The following is an 11,587-nucleotide window of genomic DNA, read 5'->3' as shown; positions in this document are numbered from 1 at the left end:
CATAGGATCGAGTGTTTCGGTCATGATCGTGCCTTCTCGCCAAGCAAGCTCGGCGTGTCGGCCAAAACCAGATCAACCTTTATTCCGACAGTCCCTGGTCCAGCCGAGGATTCGGATGCTTCTGCTCGATGAGATTGTGCGCGGCGCCGGCTCGTGATGGGGTGCGGGTGCGCAGCGGGTGTGGGGGCGCCGGTCCGCGCCGGGATGGGGTCATTGTTCGGGGAGGTGGTCGAGGCGGACGTGGTGTGCGGGGTCGGGTGAGTGGGGGTCGAGGCTCCAGATGCCGCCGGCGATGATCCAGATGTGTCCGTCGCTGTCGTACGACACTTCCGGGTAGGGCGAGTGAATGGCCAGGCGGTGCTGCAACGCGAAGGTGACTGGGTCGAGGATCGACAGCAGGCAGTACCAGTCATTGAGTGGGTTCGGTTCGGTCCGTAGGTTGCCTCCCGGATGCACGACCCAGAGCCACGGCCCGACTGTTCCGCCCGAATGCCCGGTGATCGCAGCGGGTTCGGCGTCACCGACGGTCAGATCCGGGTGGATCGGGTGCTGCCGGCCGCGGCGGGGGTCGATCAGCCGCGGACCATCGCCACCGGCGATGAAGATGCCCGCCAGACGTGGTTGGGGTGGACCGAGGCGCAGCTGGCCGTGCGGGTCGACGGTGAACAGCCGGGTGTGCGGGTCGTCGGTGTCGGTGCCGGTGTGCAGGACCCCGATGAACCCGTCGGGGGCGGGGTGGACGGTGTGGATGCGGCCGTCGACGGTGCCGAGAGTGTGGTCTCGCCCGTCCGGCCACCGCAGGCTCAGCACGCTCTGCCCGTCATTGCTGTGCCAGGACAGCAGCACCCCGTCGAGTGCGGTGGAGCCGGTGACAGGCTGGTCGTCGATGCGCACGGCCTGTCCGTCGAGAGTGCAGCGGAAGATCCCGTCCCGGCCGGCGACCCAGCAACCGTCGGTGTCGGCGTGTACCCAGCGGGGACGGTGCGCGTGCCGGGGCAGGATCGCGCCGGGAAACCGGTACTCGCCCACGATGCGCTGGCTGTGCAGCCGGACCACGATCGGTAGTTCCCGGTCGATGATCCACACGTCCCGATCGTGGGCGGACACCGCGGCGGCCATGAGCGCCGGGCGTAGCGGCGGTGATGGGACGTCGTCGAGGTCGAGATCGACGAGCACCCCGCTTTCGCGGATCCGGTCCACGCCAGGTGTCCGGTGGGCCGGTGGGCGGGTGTCGTCGCGGAACACTCCGGTCGCTGCCGTCACGTCCTGGAAGTGGCGGGTGCCGGGTACCGGAACCCAGCGCACGGAGCCTGGCGGTGCGGACGGGGACGGGTCGAGGAGCCGGTAGGTGTCGGAGACGATCCGGGCGCGCAGGATTCGGCCGGTGACCGAGCCGGTGGTGGCGTAGCCGAGGTCGCCGATGATCCGGCCGGTGAGTCGTTGCCGGCCGAGGGTGGGGCGCCGGCTGTACCAGGTGGCCGTCCACCCGTCACCGCGCAGGAACAGTCGCCATTCCCACCACCGCTGCTCCTCCGATAAGTACGGCGAGGGTGCGGGTTGGCGCAGCGGGACACCCTCGTCGAGGGGTTCGACGTCGACGTCGACGGTGACGATGCTCGGATCGGTCTCGTCCGGCAGGGTCTCGGTGAACAGCAGCGCGTAGCGTTCGATGTCGCCGACCTCCGGTGGCGCGACCTCACCATCGGCGATGGCCAGTTCGGTCACCAGCACCGACAGCCTCCGGTGGGGCCGGACAGGAGCTGTGGTCACGGGCAGTTCTCCTGATTCGATGGCGGCGCCCCGGTCGAGGAGTTCGGCGAGGGGGATCGGTGGTGGGAGGGTTCCGGTGGGGGTGTGCACGGCGATGATGTTGGTGTTGTCGGTGGCCCAGACGGTGCCATGACCGTCGATGGTGACATCCGGTGTGGGGGTACGTGTTTCGGTGCGGGCGATCACCTGCCCGGCAGGGTCGGTGAGGCTGAGCAGCCAGTATTCACGGTCGTCATAAAGGTCGCGGTCGGGGTCGTGGTGTTCGATCCAGATGTGGTTACCGACGGTGCCGCCGGACAGGCCGGGCAGCGGCCAGCGTGTCGGGGGTTCGGTGTGCAGGTCGGGCCGGATAGTGCGGAGGGTGCCGCGCAGATCGATCACGGCGGCCGGGTCGGCGGTGAGGACGGCGTGGTTGTCGATACCGTCGAGGGGTGGTCCAAGAGTGATGTGTCCGCCCAGGGTGATGGCGACGACGGTGGTGATCGGCCAGGTGTTGCGCTGGCGTAGGAGGATGCGGAATCCGTCGCTATCGGCGGTGACTGCGGTGACGGTGCCGGCGGGGATGGTGGTGTCGTCGTGGTGGGATTGTCCATCGGGGTACCAGAGGCCGATGCGAGTGGCGGTCTTCTCGTGGGTGCAGGTCAGCAGTGTTCCGTGGTGTGCGGCCGAGGCGTCGACCCAGCGGTCGTCGAGACGGTGCACCGCACCGACGGTGGTGGCCCGGAAGATGCCGTACCAGCCGGCGATCCAGCATCCTTCCGGGTCGGCGTGCAGTCGCCACGGGCTGTGTCCGGGTTGCGGGGCAATCGGGGCGGGCAGCACGACGGTGCGTATCTCGGTGGGGTGGTCGAGGTCGATGCGTGCGATCAGGGGGAGTTGTTCGTCGGCGGCCCATAGTATGCGTCCGGCGGCGGAGATCGCTCGCGGGATGATCACGGGGCGGATCGCCGGTGGCGGCACGTCGTCGAGGTCGAGATCGGCGAGGATGCCGGGTTCGTGCCGGCCGCCGCTGGCCGTCTCGTCGAGACTGCGGGCGCTTAGGACGCGTCCGCGGACCGAGCCGGTGGTGGCGTAGGCGAAGTCGCCGACGAACCGACCGGTGAGGCGGATGCGGCCGGTGGCGGGACGGGGGCTGTACCAGGTCGCCGACCAGCCGTCGCCGCGCAGCAGGATCGGCCACACCCACGACCGCGGCATCGTGGGGGGTGCGTCGACGGCGGGTTCGAGGCGCGGGGGTGCAAGTGGTTCGGCGTCGGCGTCGATCGTCGACAGGGTCGGATCGTGGGGGTCGGCTGGCACTTCGTCGAATAGCAGCCAGAACACCCCGACCTGCCCGACCGTCGGACGCGGGATTTGGCCGTCGAGGATGGCGTCCTGGCCTGCGAGCAGCCGCAGTTGCCGGTGCGGACGCATCTGTGCGGGGTGGTCGGTCATCGGTGTGGCTCCCGGGTACTCCGCCGCGTGGGGCGAAGAGAACCAGCCTACCGATGATCTTGTGGGGCGGTCTGGCTTCGTATCGTCGAAACTTGGGCGCAGGCACGGAAATGCCCGGACAACTCTGGGATCTGTTCTTGGGCCGGACTCGAAGAAGCATCAAGCGGTCGAGGAACTTCGTGGCGGAGCGAAGTGTCCAGCAGCGCGCACGGCAACGAACAGTCCGATCACGTGTCCGTGCGTGAGCCGTCGTTCCCGGGCACCGTCGACGCCATCATCGGCATCCGGCGGATCCAGCCCCTGGACCTGTCGCCGGCAGCAGCGATGTGTGATCGTCTACGGGCCGGTAGGCAAGATATGCTGCACCGTCTTCGTCTGTTCCAACCGGCGAATTGCTGAGATCGGGGCATGGCTGGGTACGCCACATTCTGCTTCGTGGGGGAATGCCGGGCGCACGGCGCGGGCGGCGGCATCGACCAGCCATACCGCAGGAAGACGAGCGGCGGACGCCGTGCAGTCGCTGAACCACGACTGAGGTCGCGAGGGCTGCGCGAACTCCATCAGAACAGCCGACAGATCCCCGGTCCAGTGTTCCTCGTCGACAGTGGCGACCCCGTTCACGGCGTCGTCCTCCGTCGTCGCCTCCGTGCAGGTGACCACCGCGATGGGCAGAAAGTCCGGTGGCAGCGCGCCGGCTTCGGGCGCATCATCGGCAGGATCGAGTGCTCGCACCGGGACAGGCACGACCTGGCGCAGGATATTCGGAGCCAGACAGTTCGCACCGGACGCAATGCGGGCGGGAGGCGGATGCGGGAGGACCCGGAAATAGTGGTCGTACAGGTACGGGGCCACGGCAATGGCCCCCACCACGAAGGTGCCCGCAGCTACCCGGACAGTGTGCGAGGCCCTCACGCACGCCACGATAGGACCGAGGCTCGACGGCGTCCATCAAAGTCGCGCCTCGGACGACGTCGTCTTTGCCGCGGCGGCGAACCTGGTCCTGTCCGAGGTAAATCCTGTTGCTGCACTGCGGGGCGGTGGGTGGCAGAGAACATCGCGTGGTTTCGGGTGTCGTTGATCGCATTGGCGTGGGGAGGGCCCGGCATCTAGACTGAATCACGAAGCTAAATAGTGATTCAGGAGGTGAGGGGTGTGGATACGTCCTCGGTGGTCGAGCGGATCGAGCAGGCGCGGGTCATGGCGGGTATCGGCAGTGATCGCCAGTTGGCCGAACGTGCCGGCATCTCCCAGCCCACTTTTTCGCGGATCATCTCGGGTAAGCGCCTGCCGAAGGCGAACGAGCTGGTGGCGATCGCGGTGGCCACTGGTTGCACCCTTGCGCAGTTGACCGGATCCTCGGCGGTCGCCGATCGGGCGCAGTACGCAGCGCGGTCCACCAATGGAGCCGAGATGGATCGGATGCGCCGCCAGTTGCTGCATTTCCTCGAGCTGGATGCCTATCTGGAGGATCAAGGCATCGGGATCACTGCGTGAGCGCGGAGACTGAAGGACGCGAGGTGGCCGCTGAGTTCCGGCGCAGCCACCACCTGGGGACCCAGCCTCTCGGCGATCTGGTGGCTCTCATCGAGCAGACCACAGGAAACGATGTGGCCGTGCTCGATGGGGGACCGGATGAGCATGGCCTGACGGTGCGCGATCGTGAGCGGGGAGCAGTGTTCATCGCTGTTGCCCGCACACCGCACCCGATGCGGCAGCGCAGCACACTCGCCCACGAGTTGGCACACGTGCTGTTCGAGGACTGGACCGAGGAACCCTCGACCGGTACCGATCGGCGACCGCACCATGAGATCCGGGCAGATGCCTTCGCGCGGCATCTGCTTGTGCCTGTGCAGGGCGTACGGGAGGTGGTCGAGACCCGCCCGGCTTCGCTGGGGGAGCTGTCGCGGGTGGTGCAGTTGTTCGGGATCTCCCCGGCAATCGCAGCGATCGCACTGCATGAGGCCGGATATATCGACGCGGATACGAAGTCCGCGTGGAGGGCGATGACCACGGCGCAGGTCGCTGCCCGCTTCGGATGGACCGACCACTACCAGTTGCTGCAAGCCCAGTCGAACACCCGCCGTGCTCCGCAGAAGCTGTTGGCGCGGGCGATCGAGGGCTATATCGAGAATGTCGTGTCGGCGCAGACTTTGGCCACCTTGAGAGGCGTGGATGTCGACGAGGTGATTCGTGGTCTGAGCGCCGAGGGGGTCATCCCGCGGGATCAAGAGCCGCAATGGGCGTCAGTGGACGATCTTCCCTCGGTGACGGTCGACTTCAGTGATTGGGAGGACGACGTCGATGAGGACCGAAGCGAATGACGCCTCGGCCGATCATCGATGCCGGTCCGGCCTTGAATTTCCTCTCCATCAACAAAGAACGCTTGCTGCTGTCGGTGACAGGTCCGATCAGCACACCCGAAACCGTCCGAGATGAGGTGCTCGCCAAATCTCACCGCGATCCACGGTTCCGGGCAGTGGAGAAGGTGTGGAAGAAAGATTCCCGACCGATTGCTCGAGGTTCTGCCCGACGACCCGACCTCGGAGCTGCTGTCTGCACTCGAGCGCATCACTCGGCAGCCTTGGGGGCAACGGCGTTCGACGGCCAAGGATCTCGGTGAAACGATGGTGGTCGCTCACGCTGTCGTCCTCGCCGAAGGCGGACAGCGCGTGAGAGTGATCATCGACGATCGCGGTGGCGCCGAGCTTGCCACCAACGAGATCAGGCGTCTGGACCGCCTGCGCGCCACGGGAAGAGCGTACGGGTCGATCGCTGTGGTGAACACCGTGACAATTCTGGAGAAAGCCGCCGGAACGGAGCATCTGCCGGACAAGCAGGCAATGCGCGAGGTCTACGACAGGCTCCGAGGTTGCGACGACGGTCTGCTTCCGATCCAGCAGACCCAGCTGCTGTCAACTCACCTATGGCAGTGATCGCGCATCTCAGAGCGCGTGATGAAAGCCGACGACACCACAAGTCCGATTCCCTCGCGAAGCACACGCGCTTCTGGTCCGCGCCCTGCACGCCGTGCACTGGCGCGGCAGGTAGCCTCTCATCCGAAGAGAAACCCGATCACCACCGCTGTTCTTACTGACCGTTTCAGAATGACTTCCGTAGTCGTCTCAAACAGACGATGCTGCAGACGAGTTCGAGTAGTCCTTGGTGCATGTCGGGCTCGTACCGCGGAGCGGACGCGCAAGCGTTTCAACTGATGCAGCCAGGCGAAGGTGCGCTCGACGACCCAACGGACCTTGCCCAGACCGGACCCGTGCGCGACACCGCGGCGAGTGATCATCGGTTTGATGCCGTGCCGGCGCAGCAGCGTGCGGTACTTGTCGTAGTCGTAGCCACGATCGGCGAACACGCGGCGTGGCCGGTGACGGGGTCTGCCTCGTCGGCCGCGGATGTGCGGGATTGCTTCGATCAGCGGCAGCAATTGGGTGCCATCGTGCCGCCATCGCGGAACTGTCTCGGTTTCAGCGGGACCTGCGGGTGATCTTTGAGCTGCGCAATTCCATCCACAACGTGCAGATCAGGCCGGCGCTGATGCTCGGCTCGCTCCTCGAGCCGGACGCGCCGCGCGGGCAAGCACCCTTCGGCGCGCACTCACCGCCGACATCGTCGCCGAGCTCGAGAAGATCGGTCCCGAGATCGCGAACGCGTGGGGATTCCAACCGGCCTTCGACGGAGGGTGGGCCGCGGATCTGTGGACGGTCGCCGACAAGGCCGTCGCAACGGCCTTCCGGTTCCTGGATCTGCTGAGCATGGTCGTGCTGCGCAATCCGCTACCGGAAATTACTTCGGCGCTGCTGGTCGGCGAGGCTCCGGGTACGCTGCCGCGGCCGGTTCCGTGGGAGGCTACGACGACTACCTCCTCATCATTCTCGGCCTCTCGATTCCCGCTGATCGAACCGTCCCTGACGACCCGTCGGCTGCGTGATCGCGCGGGGGAGGAGCATCCAGGTCGGTCGGGTGCACGGACGGGCTTATCGCAGCGCTGAAGGGGCCCTGAGGATGCCTCGTCGCAGGATCATGGGTTCGACATCGTCGCCGCAGTCCGATATCACGAGGTTGTGCCGACGAACCATATTGCCCCCAGCTTCACCGCAGGGACCGCGTTGCAGAAGGCGCTGGCCGCTACCGGCGACGACTGCACGATCTTGACCGACGTCGATGATCTCAGCTGGGGTCCGATCGACGCGCAGTCGCTGCGCCGTCACGCATCCGGTTGGTGGTTCAGCGATGTCATCGCGGGGCGACATCATCCGTGGATGCCGGCTTTCGGACGGTGGGATCCACGCTTCATCGACGCATCGACTCCGACGGTTTTCTGGTTCGGCAGACGATCCGCTGAAGAACTGTGCAGCTTGCTGCATTTCGCGAGCACTGCCGAGGGGCGACCCTGGTCACTGATCGACGTCACCGAAAACAGGGGCTCGGGGAGTGTCTCGTCCACAGCGCCATCGGAATTAAGTCGGCTCGTCGACACTGCGCGACCGGTTGATACCAGCAAGTCTGCCGAACTGGCCGAGCGTTGGCGAACACTTCAACACGAGAACGCACCGTTCCGGGTGCTGACGGGTTCGACCCTGACGTCAGCGCCGGAGAATCACTTCGACGAATTGTTGCTTCAGCGCACGCCGATGCTGCCGACACCGATGAGCCGAGTGATCGCCGAAGCGATGGGCACGAACCCGTCAGGGTCGGTAGCCGACTACGTGTTGAGGGGACGGTTGATCGCGCTGATATCCGAGGGGAAGATCACCGCAGAGGGCAACCCCAGCACGATGGAATCGTGTCTCATATACCGCGCCAGCATATGACCCGGCTTCGACCACCGGCCGGTAGCGTTCCCGGAATGTATCGTGCGCTTCTGTCGAAGGCCGGGTTGGTCGGGCTGCTGCTGGTTGCGACGGCATGCGGGGGATCCAGCGAGGAGCCGACACAGGCCGTATCGCGCGACAGTCTTCTTCTGACGGTCGAGGATCTTCCTGCCGGTACGCAGGTTGCCCGGTTCACCGAGCCGGAACAGTTGGTGATGAACCTGCTGTTGGATACGCCGAGTGATGTCGGGGTGCCGAGGGACATCGCGTACGACCCCGTGGAGTGCGGTGAGCAGTCGAGTTACGCCGATGAAGCCCGGCTGAGGTTGAGTGATGTGGATTCGACGTCGATGATGGGCGCCTACCTCGATGACGAGCGTTCCTATCTCGCGTTGGTCAGTGACGTGCCGCTCGACATCGCACGGGTCGCCGATGCGCACACCGGATCGTGTTCGACGTACAGGATGAACTCGCGCACGATCACCACCTCGCGACTGGACCTGCCGCCGGTGATCGCCACCGAGAACGCGGCCATCCTCTACGAAGTCTCCGATCCCGATAATCCGGACTGGGCCGACGACGAGGTCTTCTACGGCTACGCCTCTGTCGACGGGTACACCGTTGCTGTCGTGAGCATGAACGGTGTGGAGTTCGAAGGCGATTTCACCGAGTTCTTCACCAACGCCGTGCTGAAGATACGGAATCGCTAGCTGCCGACAACGGACCGAAAATTGCTGCCCATGTTCCGTGGCACCGGAGCGATGTCGGCAAGGGCCGAATGCCCACCAGTGTGATGCTCCGGTATGTCACTCGGGCGCTCCGAATCGGACCCAGGTCACCCCGCCGATCACCTCCGGGGCCCGGAACACCGGTTGGTCGAACGGCAGCATCCCGATGCTGGTGGCGGCGGTTCTGGCGCGGGGATCGTCGAACAGTCGCAGGCGTTGTGCGCGTACCCCGGCCAGGTCGATGTCGAAGCCGTACGCCTTGTCCCCGTCGATCAGGTGCCAGGTGTAGCGCACGATGACCTGGCTGTGACCGTGGAGGCTGATCTCGTCGAAGGTGAACCATCGACCGTTGCCGATGCGGCCGAGTTCGTCGGCGAGGGTGGCGGTCAGGTGCGAGACGAACTGATGCGCCCACACCTGCGGTGATGTCCCCTGCGGATGCGGGACCAGATCGGCCGGGATCAGATCCCCGTGGCGGCGCAGGTACGCCAGCAGTTCCGGATCGTCGGGTATCAGTTTCTCGGGATAGGCACGGCGGCCCCCGCTGATCAGCACCCACTGCAGGTCGTTGGGCGCGAGCCGAGGTGTGCCGCCGCGGTCGATGAAGACGACGAAAAATTCCGGACGGATGCGATATCGGCCTTCTTCGTTCACGATCCGATAGGCATAGTCGGACCAGTCGCCCAGCACCACTTCGACCCAGGCGATTTGTTCGTCGACCGGCAACCGGACCGCCGGCCGCCGCCGCTCAGGGTGGCCCGCCCCCGGTGCGGTGGCGGAGCGGGCCTGGATCGAGACCTGAACCATCCGGGTTGCGGTGGTCCGGTCGAAGGTACCCAGATACGACGGATCGCTGGCGGTCAGCGCCACGGTGACGGTGACATCGTCGAGTGCCACGCTGGGTGCGACGAGTCGAGGAGCCGGACCCGGCCGCAATGGGTCGATGTCGATCGCTCGCGCCGCAGCGGACAGAAACTCGCGAATCGGGTCGAGATCGAGATCGAGGTTCTGGCGGATCATGTCGGCAAGTTCCGCAGATGTCTTGCGGGCGCTCACGGTCTCACGTCTCCGGATCGGTCTCGGAAGCTATCGCGTGTTCGAGTTCGGTGATGCGGTTGTTCAAGCGGTCGAGCAGCATTCGTAGGTGGACGACGAGCTCGGCGTTGCTCTCCTGCAGGGGAGGAACTCCCAGAAGGTCGTACAGTTCGCGCCACAGCCGCTCGTCTAACGCGCGTTCAGCAGCGAGTTGTGCCTCGACCATCAACAGTTGCACTTCGGCAGGGACCCGCCGTTTCACCTCAGGCCCGTGGGGTGGTGGTTCCTGACCGAGCCACGGTGACCACGTCGACCGCAGATCGTGTTCCTGTGTCTTGGCGAGACGTTCGAGGAGTTCGCGGCACGCTGTGGGGGAGGCGAAGACGGTGTCGAGGCAGCGGTGGTAGTCCGGGGGCGCATCTGCTGGTGTTCGTTCATCGGTCATCGCTCCCGCGTACTCCGTCCGAAGACGAAGAGAACCACGGTACACCGGCCAGGTGAGGCGGCATCAGCTTCCGAATCATGGCTCTGCCCGTAGGAGCACCGAAGAACGTCGCTGGTGCCGTGGAACGGTCGACAGGAACGCCGCGAAGTCCGATGCCCCGGACCCGACGCCGCCGTATCCAACCTGTCGCGACCGGGGATGTGCCGCAAGGCGGTTATGGTGGGTTCATGCTGTCACTGCGTCGAAAGAATGACTGCGTCTGCTGAGTCCGGTGGCGGATCCGACCGTGCCGCCATGGCTGACATGACCGATCTGCTCACCACGCGGTTCGAAGAACCCATTGCGATCTACCGTGACCTGCTCCGCGGCCTCGCCGCCACCGGAGAGCCCTCATATCGCCGGTCGATACTGCTCGACACCCATCCTGTCGAGGGGCCGTCGTTGACGACACCCCACTTGCGGATCCAGGTCAGCTACAGCTATGAGGACGCCGACGAGCTGGGATCCTTCCCTGCGGATATGAGGCCGGTGTGCGTGCGGATCCATGTGCAGGGCTATCCCGATAAGTATCCCGACCGGCGGGCAGCGGGCTCCGATCTGGTCCACGAGTACCCGGCCGTCGAACCGGAAGCGTGGGCGCGTGCGGTGCTCGGCCGGCAGTGGTCGGATTATGCGTACCAAATGATCCGCCGGACCGATGTGGACCCGCGCATGCGCACCAACCTGAGCTACACCCAGCCGCTGTTCGTGGTGTTCGTCGCCTCGGACGGCACCCCGGTGCTGGCCCCGGACACCATCGCCTGGAACCGGGTGTGGCTCAAAGTCATCGACGCCCGCAAACTCGATCCGGATCCCGAATCGAGGGAACTGCTCGAGCACATTGCCCGGGTCGGTCCGTACGCCCCGACCGCAGGAATCCGCCATCCCGACACCGAACCCGACGGCGGCTGGCGCCTGGAGGTCACCGGTGTGCCCCTCGACCGGCTCACCGACACCGCGGCCGAGACGGTGCGCGCACTGCGCAACGGTATCCGGGTCCGCGGCAGGATCGCCACGCAGTTCCGCCCGATTCGACTACACGTCGAACTCGACCACGTGGTGGTGTACTTCAAGTGGGCCCGCAACCCGAACACCTTCGCTGTGACCATGCATCCACCCCAGACGGGCGACGAGCTTGCCGGTCCGCCCTGGCACACCCCCGCCGCCGTCGCCGGCACCATGATCTCGGGATGGCAAGAGGAGCTGTGTACAGGTCTGCTGGTGCGCGGTACCCGACGCCGCGACGGTGACACCATCTACATCTCGGCTCCGCCTTCCGCCCCGGTCCGCCAGGAATATTGGGTCAGCGAGGT

General features: G+C 65.8%; 10 protein-coding genes and 1 pseudogene. 6 read left to right on the top strand and 5 right to left on the bottom strand.

The features are described from left to right. Positions 1–210 precede the first annotated feature (210 nt). Positions 211–3,204, bottom strand: a complete 2,994-nt coding sequence (locus tag ACLBYD_RS29760) for a hypothetical protein (protein WP_447819267.1) — start codon at positions 3,202–3,204, stop codon at positions 211–213. Between the two features lie 336 nt (positions 3,205–3,540). Continuing rightward, positions 3,541–4,116, bottom strand: coding sequence for a hypothetical protein (locus ACLBYD_RS29755; protein WP_447819266.1), 576 nt, complete (start codon positions 4,114–4,116; stop codon positions 3,541–3,543). 240 nt (positions 4,117–4,356) lie between these two features. Between ACLBYD_RS29755 and ACLBYD_RS29750 the strand changes: the two genes are divergently transcribed. From ACLBYD_RS29750 to ACLBYD_RS29740, 3 genes are all read left to right on the top strand, one after another. Next, on the top strand, positions 4,357–4,698 hold the full coding sequence (locus ACLBYD_RS29750) for a helix-turn-helix domain-containing protein (RefSeq protein ID WP_447819265.1): 342 nt from the start codon (positions 4,357–4,359) through the stop codon (positions 4,696–4,698). 23 nt (positions 4,699–4,721) lie between these two features. Continuing rightward, entirely contained in the window at positions 4,722–5,525 is an 804-nt protein-coding gene (locus ACLBYD_RS29745; protein WP_447819264.1) for an ImmA/IrrE family metallo-endopeptidase, read from the top strand. 189 nt (positions 5,526–5,714) lie between these two features. Then, positions 5,715–6,137 carry a hypothetical protein gene (locus ACLBYD_RS29740; protein ID WP_447819263.1) on the top strand — a complete coding sequence of 141 codons (423 nt, stop codon included), beginning with the start codon at positions 5,715–5,717 and terminating at the stop codon, positions 6,135–6,137. 166 nt (positions 6,138–6,303) lie between these two features. Here the strand turns inward: ACLBYD_RS29740 and ACLBYD_RS29735 are convergent. Further along, positions 6,304–6,658, bottom strand: a pseudogene (locus ACLBYD_RS29735) (transposase); the annotation flags it as partial. A gap of 619 nt (positions 6,659–7,277) precedes the next feature. On the opposite strand from ACLBYD_RS29735, the gene ACLBYD_RS29730 reads away from it, so the two are divergent. Next, positions 7,278–8,027, top strand: coding sequence for a DUF3658 domain-containing protein (locus ACLBYD_RS29730; protein WP_447819262.1), 750 nt, complete (start codon positions 7,278–7,280; stop codon positions 8,025–8,027). Between the two features lie 35 nt (positions 8,028–8,062). Next, positions 8,063–8,737: a hypothetical protein gene (locus ACLBYD_RS29725; RefSeq protein WP_447819261.1), complete on the top strand. Its 675-nt coding sequence runs from the start codon at positions 8,063–8,065 to the stop codon at positions 8,735–8,737. 96 nt (positions 8,738–8,833) lie between these two features. Here the strand turns inward: ACLBYD_RS29725 and ACLBYD_RS29720 are convergent, their stop codons facing one another. After that, the gene (locus tag ACLBYD_RS29720; protein WP_447819260.1) at positions 8,834–9,811 is read right to left on the bottom strand and encodes a hypothetical protein; all 978 of its coding nucleotides are present in this window, start codon (positions 9,809–9,811) and stop codon (positions 8,834–8,836) included. A gap of 4 nt (positions 9,812–9,815) precedes the next feature. Further along, positions 9,816–10,235 (bottom strand): hypothetical protein, encoded by a 420-nt coding sequence (locus ACLBYD_RS29715; RefSeq protein WP_447819259.1) that lies wholly within the window; start codon positions 10,233–10,235, stop codon positions 9,816–9,818. A 294-nt stretch (positions 10,236–10,529) separates the two neighbouring features. On the opposite strand from ACLBYD_RS29715, the gene ACLBYD_RS29710 reads away from it, so the two are divergent. Continuing rightward, on the top strand, positions 10,530–11,587 hold a 1,058-nt coding region (locus ACLBYD_RS29710; protein WP_447819258.1), incomplete at its 3' end, for a hypothetical protein.

The organism is Rhodococcus sp. C26F (genome assembly GCF_053345925.1).
The sequence above is the reverse complement of the archived record's forward strand: the minus strand, read 5'-3'. Positions and strand labels throughout refer to the sequence as shown.

Bases quoted from the DNA above. Each gene is read 5' to 3' on its own strand.
- ACLBYD_RS29725 (WP_447819261.1), top strand. From the start codon at position 8,063: ATGTATCGTGCGCTTCTGTCGAAGGCCGGGTTGGTCGGGCTGCTGCTG.
- ACLBYD_RS29715 (WP_447819259.1), bottom strand. From the start codon at position 10,235: ATGACCGATGAACGAACACCAGCAGATGCGCCCCCGGACTACCACCGC.
- ACLBYD_RS29760 (WP_447819267.1), bottom strand. From the start codon at position 3,204: ATGACCGACCACCCCGCACAGATGCGTCCGCACCGGCAACTGCGGCTG.